Below are 16,019 nucleotides of genomic sequence, written 5' to 3' on the forward strand. Positions count from 1 at the left end.
GGTGGCCTTTTACTGTCTTGCGAGTGCCTCTAGTTCTTACAAAGTAAGACGACGGAGATCACTTAACAGACTATTCAGGTAAGTCATGAAACGACCTGCATCACCACCATTGATCGCTCTATGGTCATAAGAAAGACACAATGGCAACATGGTACGAGGTTCAAACTCTTTACCATTCCAACGAGGTTCTACGTCTGCTTTAGACACACCTAGAATTCCCACTTCAGGACAGTTAACAATTGGAGTGAAACCTGTACCACCAATTGCACCTAAGCTAGAAATAGTAAAACAACCGCCCTGCATATCAGAAGGCTTAAGCTGCTTATCAAGGGCTTTCTTGATCAGCTCCCCGGCTTCTTTGGCAATCTGTACAACCGATTTTTTGTCAGCATCACGCAGTACAGGAACAACCAAACCAACAGGTGAATCTACCGCAATACCAATGTTCACATATTTCTTCTGAACATAGCTTTCACCGTCTGCCATTAGGGAAACATTAAAGCTTGGGTTAGCAACCATAGCTTGCGCCACCGCCTTAATTAGGAATGGTAGTGGTGTTAGTTTAACACCCTGTTTTTCCATCTCAGGCTTAAGCCCCTTACGGAAAGCTTCAAGGTCAGTGATATCGGCTTTATCAAATTGAGTAACTTGAGGAACAACCAAAGAATTACGCACCATATTCTGTGCAGTAAGCTTTTGGATCTTACTCATTTTAACTACTTCAATTTCACCGAATTGGCTGAAGTCTTGATCAGGCACAGTTGGCAAACCCGCACCTGAAGCAGCACCTGCTGCTGGTGCTGAAGTGGCTTGTTTAACCGCAGCTTTTACATACTCATGCAGATCTTCTTTTAGAATACGGTTGCGAGGACCTGTAGGACGAACCAAAGACAGATCAACACCAAGCTCACGAGCCAACATGCGCACCGCAGGACCTGCATGAACCTTTTTAGAAGGCTCAGACAATACTGCGGATTGGCTAGCCGGTGCAGTCGGAATTGCCTTAGCTGGTGCACTTACAGGTGCAGAAGCTTCTGGCTGCGGCGCTTTAGCCGCTGCAGCTGAAGGTGCTTCACCAGCAACCTCCAATTCAAGAATGGCATCCCCTTCAGAAACCGTATCGCCTTCTTTAATCGCAAGTGATTTGATTACACCCGCTTTAGGAGAAGGGATCTCCATTGAGGCTTTATCTGTTTCCAGCACGATGACAGAGTCACCTTCTGCGACGCTATCACCAACACTAACAGCCACTTCAATAACATCAACGCCCTCAGCACCACCAATGTCTGGTACGTTAACAACCTCTACGCTTGAAGTTGCAGCTTGAGGCGCTGGTGCTGACTCAGCTTGTGCAGGTGCTGGTTCAGCTGATGAAGAAGCCGATTCAGTAAGCAGTGACAAAATAGCCGCACCTTCTGAAACAGTATCACCAACAGAAATCGCAATTTTTCCAACGGTACCAGTAAATGGTGACGGGATGTCCATAGAAGCTTTATCAGTTTCTAGAACAATTAGTGAATCCCCTTCCGAGATGGCATCGCCTTCAGCCACACAAATTTCTATGACTTCAACGTCTGTTGCACCACCAATGTCTGGCACAACAACATTTTCTTCAGCGCTGGCTTTGGCTGCAGCAGATGCAGGAGCGGCTTCTGAAGTTGCTTCTGGTGCAGACTCTTTTACACCCGCCACTTCAAGAACCAATACTTCTGAACCTTCAGAAACCGTGTCACCCTCTTTTACGCTTATGCTTACAACTTTACCTGCAAGAGGTGAAGGAACGTCCATCGAGGCTTTATCAGTCTCAAGAACTACAATTGATTGATCAACTTCAACTTGATCACCAACCTGAATGCTGATTTCAATTACTTCAACATCAGTCGCACCGCCGATATCCGGTACTAGAATGATTTCAGTACTCACAGAAATCTCCTTTGTCTTATTAGACGCATCGTATCTTAAACATATCTAGCCTACTGAGTAGCAGGCTAGATTCATTGCTGCTTATCGATTAGCAAATAACTGGGTTTGGCTTCTCAGGATCAAGACCAAACTTAGCAATTGCTTCAGTCACAACAGAGGCTTCGATTTCACCATCTTTCACCAATGCATTAAGCGCCGAAACCACTACCCAGTAACGGTTGATCTCAAAGAAATGACGTAGTTTTTCACGCGTGTCACTACGCCCGAAACCATCTGTACCCAACACATTGTAGGTCGACTTGATAAATGGACGAATCTGATCAGCAAACAATTTAACGTGGTCAGTAGAAGCAATGACTGGGCCTTTGCCATCTAAACACGTTTCCACGTAGCTTTGACGAGCTTCCGCTTCTGGATGCAACATGTTCCAGCGACTTGCGTCTAGGCCTTCACGACGTAATTCATTGAAAGAAGTCACACTCCAAACATCAGAGTTCACGCCGTAATCTTCAAATAGAATCTTAGCGGCTGCTTCAACTTCACGCAGAATGACACCCGAACCAAGTAACTGAACCTGTTTCTTGTTGGCTTTCTTCTCATTAGTTTGAAGTTTGTACATACCTTTAATGATGCCTTCTTCTACGCCTTCAGGCATATCTTCATGGCTGTAGTTTTCGTTCATCACGGTTAGGTAGTAGAAAACACTTTCTTTTTCTTCGTACATACGGCGAAGACCGTCTTGTACGATAACTGCAACTTCGTATGAGTAAGTCGGATCATAAGAAACACAGTTAGGAATGGTGCCTGCCAAAATATGCGAATGACCGTCTTCGTGCTGTAGGCCTTCACCGTTCAGGGTAGTACGGCCGGCTGTTGCACCGATCAAGAAACCACGAGCTTGTGAGTCACCTGCTGCCCATGCCAAGTCACCAATACGTTGGAAACCAAACATAGAGTAGTAAATGTACACAGGAATCATAGGTAGATTGCTGTTACTGTAAGACGTTGCAAGGGCTAACCATGAAGAGAATGCACCCGCTTCGTTGATACCTTCTTGAAGGATCTGACCGTCTTTAGACTCTTTATAGTACATAACCTGAGTGTGATCATGTGGTGTGTAGCGTTGCCCTTCACAGCTATAGATACCCAGCTGACGGAACATACCTTCCATACCAAATGTACGTGCTTCATCAGCCAAAATAGGCACAACACGCTCACCAATTTTCTTGTCTTTTACCATTACATTCAATGCGCGAACAAATGCCATAGTCGTCGAAATTTCACGACCTTTAGTACCTGCAATTTGTGCTTTAAATGCTTCTAGAGACGGAACTTCTAGAGCTTCACAGTCGCGGCGGCGCACGGGGAAGTCACCGTGCAACTCTTTACGCTTAGAGCGCAGGTATTGCATTTCTGGGCTGTCTTCTGCTGGACGATAGTAAGGAAGATCTTTTAGCTCTTCATCACTGATAGGAATGCCAAACTTATCACGGAACTGAGCCAATGACTCTTCATCCAATTTCTTAGTTTGGTGGGCGGTGTTTTGTGCTTCAGCCGCCTTAAACATGCCATAACCTTTAACGGTTTGTGCAAGGATAACAGTAGGCTGGCCTTTATGGGCAGTGGCTTCTGCATAAGCTGCATAAACCTTGTATGGGTCGTGACCACCACGGTTTAAGTTCATGATCTCATCATCCGTCATGTCCTTAACCATTTCTAGTAGCTCAGGGTACTTGCCGAAGAAATGTTCGCGGGTATAAGCACCGCCGTTGGCTTTGTAGTTTTGCAACTCACCATCACACACTTCGTTCATACGCTTAACAAGTAAGCCTTTGGTGTCTTTTTCAAATAGTGGATCCCAATGACGGCCCCAAAGACACTTAACCACGTTCCAACCGGCACCGCGGAATACACCTTCCAACTCTTGAACAATTTTACTGTTACCACGAACAGGTCCGTCCAGACGTTGCAAGTTACAGTTGATCACGAAGATCAAGTTATCAAGCTTCTCACGACCAGCAAGAGCAATGGCACCAAGAGATTCAGGCTCATCACACTCACCGTCTCCTAGGAAAGCCCAAACCTTACGGTCACCTTGATCAATCAAGCCACGGCTGTGCTGATACTTCATTACATGCGCTTGGTAAATAGCTTGTAATGGACCAAGTCCCATAGAAACGGTCGGGAACTGCCAGTAATCAGGCATCAACCAAGGGTGTGGGTATGAAGAGATACCTTTGCCATCAACTTCACGACGGAAGTTGTCAAGCTGTTCTTCAGTCAAACGACCTTCAATGAAAGAACGTGCATAAATACCAGGCGAAATATGTCCTTGGAAGAACACCATATCTGCTTCTTGCTTACCATCACCACCACGGAAGAAGTGGTTAAAGCCGATGTCATAAAGCGTTGCTGCAGATGAGAAGCTGGTAATGTGTCCACCTAGAGTGGAATCATTACGATTGGCCTTCATTACCATTGCTAGAGCATTCCAGCGGATTATTGAGCGAATTTTGCGCTCCATAAAGATATCACCAGGAAGCTGTTTTTCATCTTCTGGTGCAATGGTATTACAGTAAGGTGTAGTAATCGATGATGGTAATGAAGTACCTACTTTTGAGGCTTCACTTGATAAACGATTTAAAATATATTGCGCGCGATCAGGGCCTTCTTCACGAAGGACAGACTCAAGCGCATCAACCCACTCTTTCGTTTCAATTGGATCAATGTCTTCGAGAATATGCTGCTCAGTCATTGTATTAATAACTCCCGCTATTAGAACAGTACTTAACCGTCATGATTTTTGGTAATGTAATCACTCAAGCTACTTGAACGAACCGTCGATAAATGATTTTTCATTCACCTATCAGTCGATAATGATGTACCTGAAGTCTTTCTTCCGGTACATCATTATCATTTTAATGGCGCTTTTTTATTGTTATTAATTGACTGCCACCGAATTGACCGCCTGAACTAGGTCGGTTCGCTTCCTATGAGGTTTGGTTATCAAACCTCTTTGACAGCTAAATATGAATGCAAGCCGTTTTGCCACTTACTCACATAAGCCAGTTTTTTTATAACCGTGCACTTACTCGACATAAGCACACTTTTAACACCCAAGTTTTTGATGCTTTTTTGTACAAAAACCGTCAAATAAACCGCTATTGAGCGGATATTCGGCAGTAAGACTAACATCTAATTTTCATTTCTCCTAGCAAGAGATGATCACATTATGAAAAATGCCTTTACTTGATTTACACTTCTTGCCCATATAAATTCACATCAATCTGATTTAATACATCTAAAATATTGGCTCATATAGTTAGTAAAAGCTAACATGAGAATATCTTCCTGATAGAGCCTAACAACCTATCCAAAGCACCCCAAAGAGCGTAAAAACACCGCCCAACTGATTATTTATCATACAATTATGTTTTTCGAATCGGTTCCGACTCATAAAGTGAGCTAAATCTTCAATTAACAAACATCCTCACCTGACGAATCTTGAATATAAGGCTACAATAGCCTTCTTAAGTTCATGATCAATTAAGGTAAAAAAATGACTCTGCTGAATAAGCAAGCTTGTGAGGACATGAAGTCCCACGTTTCTACTGCATTAAAAGAAGACATTGGTGATCTTGATATCACAGCCCAGCTTATTTCTGCTGACCACTATATTAGAGCAGATGTTATTAGTCGTGAGTCAGCGATTCTTTGTGGCCAAGATTGGGTAAATGAGGTTTTTGCGCAACTTGACCCAAACGTGACCCTGCAATGGTTTGCTGACGAAGGTGATCAGATTGAGGCTAACAAGGTATTTTTGACATTATCAGGTAACGCCAGAAGCATCCTAACTGGTGAGCGTTGCGCTCTTAACTATTTACAAACGTTATCAGCGACCGCTACCCTCACCTCACAATATGTACAAATAGTTAAAGATTACCCATTAACGATTTTAGACACCCGTAAAACCATACCAGGCCTTAGAACGGCACAAAAGTACGCTGTGACAGTGGGTGGAGGTCAAAACCATCGGATTGGCCTCTATGATGCTTTTTTAATAAAAGAAAACCATATTTTTTCAGCTGGCTCGATCGCAAACGCTGTCGCAATGGCACAGCAAGTTGCCCCTGGCAAAAACATTGAAGTGGAAGTGGAATCTCTGCAAGAGGTAGAACAAGCTGTTAAAGCTGGCGCTGACATCATCATGTTAGATAATTTTTCATATGAAGACATGGCTAAGGCAGTACAAACCTATAAAGGGCAAGTTAAATTTGAAGCTTCTGGCAATATGGACGAGTCCAAACTCGTAGAAGTTGCTAAGACTGGAGTGGATTTTGTTTCTATTGGCGCATTGACCAAACATGTAAAAGCCATCGATTTGTCCCTAAGAGTTAGAGAGGAAAACTCATGAAAGATAGCATTTTAGTGATTAACTGTGGCAGTTCTTCTTTAAAATTTGCCGTATTAAGCCACGCCGGTGAAGTGCTTGAATTAGAAGGGATAGCAGAACTACTCAATACACCTCAGAGCAGGATTAGCTTTAAATTTGCTGGTCAAAAACAGATTGAGAATTTACCTAACGCAAGCCATCAACAGGCTGTGGAGCAGATTAAGAACTGGCTTATTCAGCATCCACAAATTCAAAATAATTTGGTCGGCATTGGCCATAGAATTGTCCATGGCGGTGAAACCTTTTCTGAATCAGTATTAATCACCCCGGACGTACTACAAGGCATTGCCGATTGCGCTAAATTCGCCCCCCTTCATAATCCAGCACACGTTATTGGTGTTGAAGTAGCCATGGCACTTTTCCCAGGCCTGCCACAAGTCGCGGTATTTGACTCTGCCTTCCACCAAACATTGGATCAAGAACAGTACCTTTACCCTATCCCCATGTCCCTTTATAAAGAGCATGGTTTACGAAAATTTGGTTTCCACGGCACCAGTTATCGTTATATTAGCCAACAGTTGGCTAAACTCTCTCCCAACAGTGATAAACAAGGTATTTTGGTTGCCCATCTGGGTAATGGAGCAAGTACGTGTGCTATTAACAAGGGACTGTCTTCCGATACCAGCATGGGCATCACCCCCCTTGAAGGTCTCATGATGGGGACTCGTTGTGGAAGCCTTGATCCTAGTTTGGTCGCTTTCATTAGTCAGGTTCGCAACATTGATACCGATGAAGCACTTAACCTACTTAACAAAGAAAGTGGTTTATTAGGTGTGTCTGAGTTATCCAACGATTGTCGTACCCTTGAAGAGGCGATGTCTGCAGGTGACGAACGAGCCACGTTGGCATTAGAGATGTTCGCATCACGTACGGCTAAATTCTTAGCCAGCACAGCGACCACCCTAGACAGCATAGACCACATTGTCTTTACTGGCGGCATTGGCGAAAACTCGTCGTACTTGAGGTCAGAAACAATAAAAAGACTCGCTGCTTTTAATATTAAACTAGACGCTGAGTTAAACAACACAGCACCAAGAGGTGAAGTCTCTCAAATTCAGGCTGATGATAGCGGTGCAAAGATTTGGATTATCCCCACTAATGAAGAGTTAATGATCGCTCTTGATACGATTTCATTAATAGCCGACTAACCTGAAAATTTATAGGACACCGAACTATGTCAATCAATGTGCTTATGACCGTCCCAACAGGCCCAGGAGTTGGTCTCACTTCTGTTTCAGTCGGCCTAGTCAGAGCGTTAGAGCAACAAGGCCTTAAAGCGAGTTTTTTCAAGCCCATCGCGCAACCACAACCGGGTGATGATGGCCCAGATAAATCGACTGCCATGGTCGCACAGGGATCAACCCTTACACCTTCTGAACCTATTTCACTTCAAGAAGCTGAACGTTTTTTATATAACGACAACATCGACGAGCTAATGGAAGAAGTAGTTGGCCGTTTCCAAGCCTGTATTGAGCCCGATTCGACCGTGATTGTAGAAGGTCTGGCGCAAATTCCGGGTCACCCGTATGCCACCCGTTTGAATAAAGCCATTGCACGAACACTTGACGCTGGACTGGTACTTGTAACAGCACCAAAAGATATGCGTGTTAACGAACTTGAGCATCATGTTGAAATTGCAGCGGGCTCGTACGGTGGAATCAAAGATGCAGATGTCATTGGCTGTATTCTAAATAAAACAACACCTGGCTCATTAGGCGTGAAATCCTACGGTGACTTATTCGCTCAACGCCCTATTTTTAAACGAAATTTCAGTTTGCTGGGGCAAATTCCGTCGTCAATAGAACTCACCTACCCGCGAGTCAAAGACGTAGCCGATTTTCTTGGCGCAAAAGTCATTAACGCCGGTGAAATGGAAAAACGCCGAGTGCAGTCTTATACCTTGTGTGCACGAGGTGTCGAAAACATGCTCGAAGCGCTCAAACCTGGCGTGCTTGTTTTTACTCCCGGAGATAGAACAGACATCATCATGGCAACCGCAATTGCCGCATTGAACGACACCAAAATTTCAGCTCTTGTTCTTACGGGTAATTACCAACCAAGCGAAGCGTTAATGGCTTTGTGCGGTAAAGCCATGGCAAAAGGTCTACCTATTTTATCGGTGGAGTCCAACAGTTGGGATACCGCCATCAATATGCAATCTTTCAACCAAGAAATCCCTCTGGATGATAAAGAGCGGATATTAATGGTAAAAGAGCACATCGCACGTTGTATTGATCACGACTGGATCAATTCTTTTGCTCTTAACCAAGATGAACGTAAGCTTTCACCACCTGCATTCCGCTATCGTCTAATTGAACAAGCCCGCGTGTTAAATAAACGCATCGTACTACCAGAAGGTGAAGAGCTGCGAACTATTGAGGCCGCTTCAATTTGCGCTGAACGTGGTATCGCTCGCTGTACACTTTTGGGCAACCAAGACGAAATTTTCCGCATTGCTCAAAATAATGGTATTGAACTACACCCCAGCGTTGAAATCATTGAACCAAGTAGCATACGTGAACGTTACGTGGCCCCTATGGTTGACCTACGAAAACACCGTGGATTAACCGAAGTGGTGGCTTATGAGCAACTGGAAGACAATGTTGTATTAGGCACCATGATGCTTCAAACCGATGACGTTGATGGTCTTGTTTCAGGAGCCATTCACACTACCGCCAATACCATTAGACCGGCACTTCAGTTAGTCAAAACCTCTGACAATGCTTCTCTGGTTTCATCGGTATTTTTCATGTGCTTACCTGACCAAGTCTTGGTATATGGTGATTGCGCAATCAATCCTGATCCTAGTGCAGAACAGCTTGCAGAAATTGCCATTCAAAGTGCTGATTCAGCGGCTGCCTTCGGCATTGCCCCCAAAGTCGCAATGATCAGTTACAGCACAGGCGGCTCTGGTTCAGGTAACGATGTAGATAAAGTGCGTGAAGCAACAAATATCGCTCAGAAGTTGCGTCCAGACTTATTGATCGATGGACCACTTCAATACGATGCGGCCATCATGGAAAAAGTCGCCAAGCAAAAAGCGCCAAATAGTAAGGTGGCTGGTAAGGCAACGGTATTTATCTTCCCTGATCTAAATACCGGTAATACGACCTATAAGGCGGTACAAAGAAGTGCTGACGTTGTCAGCATAGGCCCTATGCTTCAAGGCATCAGAAAGCCGGTTAACGACTTATCTCGTGGTGCCTTAGTTGATGACATCGTCTACACCATCGCTATTACGGCCATCCAAGCAGGACAACTAAGTCAATAGCGCAAAAAATAGACAAAACCACCTCCAGCAGATATGATTAATTATTGAACATTTTTTCATATCTGCTTATTGGAGGTTTTTATGTCTGGAAGTATTCCGCACACAATTGCCCTCGCCAATAACACCGCAACTGATCCCGACCTTGCTAGAAAGCAGTTTGACATTCGCTCAGAAGATGACACGCGCATAAGCGAATTACATGCTCGTAACGCCCAAGCCTCCAGTGACTTAGTGGTTACACTCAGCGAACAAGCTCAACAAGCAAACCAAGAACATTTGAGACAAAAACAGCAAAGACAAGAGCAAGCCGACCAGGAGCTGCACAACCAACGTCAAGCTGAACTCGCGCAACGACAACAAGAGTGGCTAGAAGACCAACAAAGCAGGGACAACTATGAGAAACAAACTAAAACAGGAGAATACGTAAACATTACAATCTAAGCTCTTCTTAGAGCCAAAATTAAAGCAAGCAAGCTGCTTTATTTGACTCAAGGAGATAGAGTTATGAAACACCCCAACCAGTTAAATGGTTTTACTCTACTGGAACTCATGGTAGTTATTGCCATCATATCTATTATTGCTAGCGTTTCCGCACCATCCTTTATACGGCACATATCTAAAGCCAAGTTAGTTGAAGCACAAAATATAGCAAGCCAACACCAGTCTTTGATCGAAGAGTACATTCTCCTTAATGGGGCCTTCCCCAGCGCCGATACCTTCAATGCAGTTAAAACCAGCCCACATTCGGATTCTATTGTTAAATCCATTGCCGTTTCCGACATTAGCAAACAGACAGGCTCCCTGACACTGACGCTAAACACGACCACTGGCATCAGCTCAGGCAATACATTTACCTTCAAAAGAGGGGCTGATCATCGTTGGCAATGCCAATCCACCTTAGCAGCAAATTTATTACCTGACCAGTGTCAGGAGGTTGCCGAATGACCCTTGAAGAAATTCTCTCATTAGCCATTGCTCAGCAGGCCACCGACATTCATATTCACCTCACTAAGCAGGGGCCAAAAATATTAGTAAGACGCTTCGGGCAATTACAACCTCTTTCGCACAATGACTTTTGCGGCAACCTTTCCAACCGAATTAAAATGCGCGCAAATCTTGATCTATCTGAGAATAGACGCTGCCAAGAGGGGCAGTTTATCTTTGCTAGCAATGGCGTCAGCACCTGCGTTCGAGTCAGTATGCTCAGTACAGTACAAGGTGAAAAAATTGCTCTTCGTCTATTACCAGAACGCACAAAATTGGCTTTAGCCGAAATTGGCCTTCCTCAACCATTGCTGAAAAAATTACAGCAATCACTTAACAACAGACAAGGCTTAATTCTAGTTTGCGGGGCAACTGGAGCGGGGAAAAGTACAACCCTGTACGCCTGTCTAGATCAACTCAATACGGGTGAGAAAAGCATTTTTACTATTGAAGACCCCGTTGAGTATAAAGTGCCTGGACTCTTTCAATGTGAACCAAATGATGCGCTTGATCAAGACCCCGTAAGCCTGCTAAAAGCATTTCTAAGACAAGACCCAGATGTGATTATGGTGGGTGAAATACGAGATGCAAAAACAGCCAATTTAGCGGTTAACGCGTCACTTACTGGCCACCTTGTGCTGGCTACTTTACATACCAATTCCGCCTTAGATGCTATCCAACGCTGTTCAGCCTGGCAAGTCGACTTCTTTTCATTAGTAAGCTCTTTAAGCCTCATTATTCACCAATCTATGCATTATGGTCATGAGTCTCGTCGAGCGGTATTTACCGGACTAGCCCCTAATTGGAGAGCTTCATTACCTAATTGCTACGAGGAGCTAATGATCACACCGACGCTTTGGCAAGCCTTACCATAATAAGGAGCTTTCATGCAGTGGTATCAAGTAACCAATAATAAACAGCATGAGTATGTTTATTGCCAAAATGAACGGACTCTCACCACGACCTTGGCAAACCAAAAAATCTTGCCTACGAGTTATAAAAAATGCACATTACCCAGATTGTCCTATCGACTGCTTTTAAGCTTGTATGAAGAAATATACAGTGCAATGGGCTCTGGCCTACAGCTAAATGAAGCTATACTGCATTTAGCTGATGCCTGCCCAAATAAAAAACTCGCTTTAATTTGTCGAGCTATTTCTTGCGAACTCTCACGTGGAGAGGACTTTAATCAAGCCCTGACCACCTTGGCTACTATTAATACTCAGCCCTTTTGTCAACTTATATCCCAAAGTGGTACAAGGGAGACCTATCTAAAAAGTCTGTCTTGCACTATCGATCAACTCACCGATTTAATCGGTTGGTCACAAAACTTATTAAAGTCTCTCACCTACCCCTTTTGCATTATTCAAATCGCTTGGCTTTTAAGCCTACTAAACGATGCGTTCTTTTCTAACTCACCTTTAGCTATGCAGGAGACTCTAATAAAAGTGGCAAGCTATATACTTATTAGCCTTATTCAAGCCTACGTTATGATCAATATCCACAAAGGAGAAGCTTGTCATTGGCTTGAAGCCTACAGTAGAGAGTTTCGGCTAGCGAAATTATTCATTCTTATGACAAGCCATAAGAAGATGGGACAAACACTACAATCGACACTGGAAAGCATGCCTAGTTATTTTCAACACAGGCAAATTCGACAAGAAGTAATGTTGGCTTATTATAAATTACGGCTAGGCCATGATTACACATTGAGTTTTTCGCAAGATTGGTTTCCAGGGCATGCGAGCATTGCACTAGAAACCGCCAGTAAAGATGGCAATATAGACAGAGCTTTATTTCTTGCCCTGCAAGAGCATCAAAAAAAGTGGCAACAGCAGCTTCAATTAATTGAGAAATTATTGCCAGTGATATGCCTCATCATCGCGAGCATTTTTGTTATACGAGTCCTATTAAGCCTTTATCAACCCTTAATGGATATGCCGTTTTGATGACCTTATTGGATTTTAATGTTTCACAGCTTCTATTGACTGTCATTCTTTCCATTATAGGCTACAGCTTTACGATATTGTGGCCTATTCATTATCATCACTTTTGGCAGAGTGCCACTCAGCACCCACTAGACCACCCGCACAATGAGAGCCTGATCTTTTTGCTTAAATCTCTACTAATACACTGGTGCTTTAAAGACTGGCTAGCTTTTTTAATACTCTTGTCTGCTCTGCTCTTACCCACCTTAACTGATAATGACTCAACAAAATTTTACTGCTTAATTGCCATCATTATGACCAACCTATTAACCATAGGCATCATTGACTGGCACCATCAGTTAATACCTGATGAGTGCAATGCCTGCACTGTCGCCAGTGTGTTTATCTTGTATTTGAACGATGATTACCTAAGCCAAAGCGTAATCGGATTGCTATTAGGCTATTTATTACTCTATCTATGCAGAGCTACCGCTTTGTTGGTATTAAAGAGAGAAGCCCTAGGGCTTGGCGATGCAAAGTTACTAGCGGCACTAGGAGCTTGGCTAGGACCAACAGCCCTGACTTCTATTTTGCTTTATGCCAGTTTATTAGGCATTCTATATGCGACTGTTCAGCTTGTTGTTAAAAAAAAGCGAACTCAAAAATTGCCGTTTGGGCCTTTTTTAATCATTGCAGGTATTTTAGTTTTCTATGGTTTCTAAACCTATTATTGGCCTCACTGGAGGCATTGGGTCAGGCAAAAGCACGATTGCTCGATTATTTAATCAACTGGGTATTGAAAGCGTCGACGCCGACGACGTAGCTAGGCAAGTGGTTGCCCCACAAAGCGACGCATTAAAACAAATCCGTAACCGTTATGGTGCACAAATCCTTCTTCCGACTGGCCATTTAAACCGTCGGGCATTGCGCAGTATTGTTTTCGATAATCCAGCAGAAAAAACCTGGTTAGAAGGCGTTACACACCCTGCCATTCGCCAATCTCTAATACAGCAATTGGAAAACTGCCATTCTGCCTACGCCTTGATGGTTCATCCACTCTTATTCGAAACTCAGCAGGACACGCAGTGTTTTCGCACCATAGCCATCAGTGTACCGCTAGAGAGTCAAATTGAACGTGTTGTAGAGCGGGATCAAACCAGTCCAGAGGATGTCCAAAAAATCATCAACTCCCAGCTTAGTGACCAAGAAAGGCGCTCAAAAGCAGATTTTGTCTTGGAAAACACTAGCAATATCATTGATTTGAATGGTAAAGTGAACTTATTAAATGATGAAATATTAGCATTACTATGATTTCAGAAAACACAACACTTACTTTAATTAAGTGTCCTACTTGTCAAAATGAGTCGGTTTGGAGCAAGAACAACGCTTCAAGACCTTTTTGTAGTGCGAAATGCAAGTTAATAGATTTAGGTGAATGGGCGAATGAATCTTATTCGATCCCGCAGCAGTCCTCAGAAGAAGACGAAATTTTCTCTGAAGACTTAACGGTTGATCCCAATAAGTCATTCTTATAACTCATAAGACAGGAAGCTCGCCTTACGTATGTACAATCAAGATTTTTCGAAAAAAAGCGCCCTACTCATTGAAGATATGGCCGAAGCCCGAATCATGCAAAAGAAAATGCTTAACGATTTCGGGTTTGGTTCAATAGAAATTGCCATGAAAGCAGAAACCGCTATAGAGTTACTGCAAGAAAAATCTTACGATGTCATTTTATCAGATTACAACCTAGGTCGCGGTAAAGATGGCCAAGAGCTACTAGAAGAAATCCGACTCGCCAACCTTATCCCACACACAACTTCATACTTAATGGTCACTGCTGAGACCTCAATTGAAATGGTCATGGGTGCAATTGAGTATCAACCTGATGGTTATATCACAAAGCCTTTTTCTCAAGCTGTGCTTCAGCGAAGGCTAGGCAAACTGCTTAACACCAAAGAAAAGCTTGAAAAAGTAAATATTGCTTTGGACAAACAAGACTATGTTGAAGCAATAGAGCTGGCTTATCAGGTTCAAAAAGAGCATCCTCAACTTGAGGGTCGCTGCCAACGCATCATTGGCGAAAGCTTACTTAAGCTGAAAGAATACAAGGTTGCCATCACACTCTTTAATAAAAACTTGAAAGCCAGAAAGATGCCCTGGGCTTTATTTGGTAAGGCACAAGCATTTTATCACTTAGGCAAGTTAGACAAAGCAGAAAAAATGTTCAGCCAATTGATGATGGATAACCGTTTCTTTGTGAGCGCGTACGATTGGCTAGCCAAGATCAAAATAGCTCAAAAACTCACACCAGAGGCACAAAGCATTCTTATGGAGGCGGCTGAAAAGTCACCCAAGAACCTGCCAAGACAAATTGAGTTAGGCCGCATTTGCATGCAGGTTAAAGACTATGAAAATGCCGAAGCGGCTTATCGAAGAGCGGTTTTCCTTGCCAAAAACTCTTGTAACAATAAAGCGGAAATATATTTAAATCACTTACACAGTATTGTGAAATTGGCTGAAAACCAGATGCTTCTCAAAAGGCATGAAAATAATTTCGAAAGCACTCAAAAGAAAATCCATAACCTTTTCTTTGAGTCCCCTACCGTAAGGGCGTTTTCTTACCAATACCAAATTGACTTACTGCTTGCTAAAGACGATGCATACCTTGCCAAGCCGATCTATTTAAACTGGTTAAAAGAAATCAAAAACAAAATTTGCGCTCAGATTCCAAACGAAAAACAAGCCCTATATCAATCCTCATTCGGAGAATAGTGTTATGCAACAACTTGATATTAGCACCATATTGGCAAGTGCAATTCATGAAAGTAAGAATCAAGTTGGCACTCTACTCTACAAACTGCAAACCCTTAAAGAAGACTTGTCTGCCGAGACGCAACATCATGACAAGGTCATTGTCATTGAAGAGTCACTTAAAAAACTCAACGATGAATGGGTAGAGTATCTTTACCTTTATAAGCTTGCGTCTGAGGGCTATGAGCTGCACCTAGATCAGTTTCTAATGGAAGAGTTCCTAGACGATCAAGTCTTTGCGCTCGCGTCTTCTGCACAAGCTCACAAGCTAGAACTCGACTTTCAGTGTCCTGATCAATTGCTTGGAACCTTTGATGAAAGGCTTCTTACTGCAGTCGTCAGCACCGCTGTTTATAACGCCATGCGATTTGCACAACAAAAAATCTTAATCCGCGCAGAACTGCAAACACCCTATTTAGTAATTTCTATTGAAGATGACGGCGAGGGTTTTAAAGCAGACGAGTTAAGTGAAGAACTAAATAACTCTAATACCGGACTTGGTCTGTATTTTTCTGAATTGTCCGCTAAGGCCCACAGCAAGAAAGGGGTTGAGGGCTACATAGCGAAGGAAAAATCAGACATGTTAGGTGGAGCAAAACTGGCTATTTACCTCCCTCAGTAATAGTTTAGCCGTTTCGCGTTAGAC

The 16,019-nt window shown here is 43.2% G+C and carries 14 protein-coding genes; 12 read left to right on the plus strand and 2 right to left on the minus strand.

Annotated features, from left to right (window positions below):
- Positions 1 to 36: 36 nt before the first annotated feature.
- Entirely contained in the window at positions 37 to 1,923 is a 1,887-nt protein-coding gene (aceF, locus tag ACYVGZ_RS00240) for a pyruvate dehydrogenase complex dihydrolipoyllysine-residue acetyltransferase (protein WP_460749520.1), read from the minus strand.
- Positions 1,924 to 2,011: 88 nt separating this feature from the next.
- Entirely contained in the window at positions 2,012 to 4,678 is a 2,667-nt protein-coding gene (gene aceE, locus ACYVGZ_RS00245) for a pyruvate dehydrogenase (acetyl-transferring), homodimeric type (protein ID WP_460749523.1), read from the minus strand.
- A gap of 804 nt (positions 4,679 to 5,482) precedes the next feature.
- Between aceE and nadC the strand changes: the two genes are divergently transcribed.
- The 12 genes from nadC (at position 5,483) to ACYVGZ_RS00305 (ending at position 15,995) form a co-directional block, all read left to right on the plus strand.
- A complete protein-coding gene (nadC, locus tag ACYVGZ_RS00250; protein WP_460749526.1) occupies positions 5,483 to 6,337 on the plus strand; it encodes a carboxylating nicotinate-nucleotide diphosphorylase in 855 nt (284 codons plus the stop codon).
- Positions 6,334 to 7,524, plus strand: a complete 1,191-nt coding sequence (locus tag ACYVGZ_RS00255; protein WP_460749529.1) for an acetate/propionate family kinase — start codon at positions 6,334 to 6,336, stop codon at positions 7,522 to 7,524. Before nadC ends, ACYVGZ_RS00255 begins: the two co-directional genes overlap by 4 nt.
- Positions 7,525 to 7,550: 26 nt before the next feature.
- Complete coding sequence (pta, locus tag ACYVGZ_RS00260) at positions 7,551 to 9,647, plus strand: phosphate acetyltransferase (protein WP_460749531.1); 2,097 nt, start codon at positions 7,551 to 7,553, stop codon at positions 9,645 to 9,647.
- Between the two features lie 81 nt (positions 9,648 to 9,728).
- Positions 9,729 to 10,088 carry a hypothetical protein gene (locus ACYVGZ_RS00265; RefSeq protein ID WP_460749533.1) on the plus strand — a complete coding sequence of 120 codons (360 nt, stop codon included), beginning with the start codon at positions 9,729 to 9,731 and terminating at the stop codon, positions 10,086 to 10,088.
- Positions 10,089 to 10,151: 63 nt separating this feature from the next.
- Complete coding sequence (locus tag ACYVGZ_RS00270; protein ID WP_460749536.1) at positions 10,152 to 10,592, plus strand: pilin; 441 nt, start codon at positions 10,152 to 10,154, stop codon at positions 10,590 to 10,592.
- Positions 10,589 to 11,506 (plus strand): GspE/PulE family protein, encoded by a 918-nt coding sequence (locus ACYVGZ_RS00275; protein ID WP_460749539.1) that lies wholly within the window; start codon positions 10,589 to 10,591, stop codon positions 11,504 to 11,506. The genes ACYVGZ_RS00270 and ACYVGZ_RS00275 overlap by 4 nt, the downstream gene beginning before the upstream one ends.
- 12 nt (positions 11,507 to 11,518) lie before the next feature.
- The gene (locus tag ACYVGZ_RS00280; protein ID WP_460749542.1) at positions 11,519 to 12,580 is read left to right on the plus strand and encodes a type II secretion system F family protein; all 1,062 of its coding nucleotides are present in this window, start codon (positions 11,519 to 11,521) and stop codon (positions 12,578 to 12,580) included.
- Positions 12,580 to 13,281, plus strand: coding sequence for a prepilin peptidase (locus ACYVGZ_RS00285; protein WP_460749545.1), 702 nt, complete (start codon positions 12,580 to 12,582; stop codon positions 13,279 to 13,281). The genes ACYVGZ_RS00280 and ACYVGZ_RS00285 overlap by 1 nt, the downstream gene beginning before the upstream one ends.
- Complete coding sequence (gene coaE / locus ACYVGZ_RS00290; RefSeq protein ID WP_460749549.1) at positions 13,271 to 13,870, plus strand: dephospho-CoA kinase; 600 nt, start codon at positions 13,271 to 13,273, stop codon at positions 13,868 to 13,870. Before ACYVGZ_RS00285 ends, coaE begins: the two co-directional genes overlap by 11 nt.
- Positions 13,867 to 14,094: a DNA gyrase inhibitor YacG gene (gene yacG / locus ACYVGZ_RS00295; RefSeq protein ID WP_460749552.1), complete on the plus strand. Its 228-nt coding sequence runs from the start codon at positions 13,867 to 13,869 to the stop codon at positions 14,092 to 14,094. The genes coaE and yacG overlap by 4 nt, the downstream gene beginning before the upstream one ends.
- Before the next feature lie 28 nt (positions 14,095 to 14,122).
- The gene (locus tag ACYVGZ_RS00300) at positions 14,123 to 15,334 is read left to right on the plus strand and encodes a response regulator (RefSeq protein ID WP_460749555.1); all 1,212 of its coding nucleotides are present in this window, start codon (positions 14,123 to 14,125) and stop codon (positions 15,332 to 15,334) included.
- Positions 15,335 to 15,338: 4 nt separating this feature from the next.
- Positions 15,339 to 15,995 (plus strand): sensor histidine kinase, encoded by a 657-nt coding sequence (locus ACYVGZ_RS00305; RefSeq protein ID WP_460749558.1) that lies wholly within the window; start codon positions 15,339 to 15,341, stop codon positions 15,993 to 15,995.
- Positions 15,996 to 16,019: the final 24 nt, after the last annotated feature.

This window comes from Marinomonas epiphytica (assembly GCF_054780655.1).

Excerpts from the sequence above, each read along its gene's own strand:
- aceE (WP_460749523.1), bottom strand. The coding sequence starts at position 4,678 with ATGACTGAGCAGCATATTCTCGAAGACATTGATCCAATTGAAACGAAA.
- nadC (WP_460749526.1), top strand. The coding sequence starts at position 5,483 with ATGACTCTGCTGAATAAGCAAGCTTGTGAGGACATGAAGTCCCACGTT.
- ACYVGZ_RS00255 (WP_460749529.1), top strand. The coding sequence starts at position 6,334 with ATGAAAGATAGCATTTTAGTGATTAACTGTGGCAGTTCTTCTTTAAAA.
- pta (WP_460749531.1), top strand. The coding sequence starts at position 7,551 with ATGTCAATCAATGTGCTTATGACCGTCCCAACAGGCCCAGGAGTTGGT.
- ACYVGZ_RS00265 (WP_460749533.1), top strand. The coding sequence starts at position 9,729 with ATGTCTGGAAGTATTCCGCACACAATTGCCCTCGCCAATAACACCGCA.
- ACYVGZ_RS00270 (WP_460749536.1), top strand. The coding sequence starts at position 10,152 with ATGAAACACCCCAACCAGTTAAATGGTTTTACTCTACTGGAACTCATG.
- ACYVGZ_RS00275 (WP_460749539.1), top strand. The coding sequence starts at position 10,589 with ATGACCCTTGAAGAAATTCTCTCATTAGCCATTGCTCAGCAGGCCACC.
- ACYVGZ_RS00280 (WP_460749542.1), top strand. The coding sequence starts at position 11,519 with ATGCAGTGGTATCAAGTAACCAATAATAAACAGCATGAGTATGTTTAT.
- ACYVGZ_RS00285 (WP_460749545.1), top strand. The coding sequence starts at position 12,580 with ATGACCTTATTGGATTTTAATGTTTCACAGCTTCTATTGACTGTCATT.
- coaE (WP_460749549.1), top strand. The coding sequence starts at position 13,271 with ATGGTTTCTAAACCTATTATTGGCCTCACTGGAGGCATTGGGTCAGGC.
- yacG (WP_460749552.1), top strand. The coding sequence starts at position 13,867 with ATGATTTCAGAAAACACAACACTTACTTTAATTAAGTGTCCTACTTGT.
- ACYVGZ_RS00300 (WP_460749555.1), top strand. The coding sequence starts at position 14,123 with ATGTACAATCAAGATTTTTCGAAAAAAAGCGCCCTACTCATTGAAGAT.
- ACYVGZ_RS00305 (WP_460749558.1), top strand. The coding sequence starts at position 15,339 with ATGCAACAACTTGATATTAGCACCATATTGGCAAGTGCAATTCATGAA.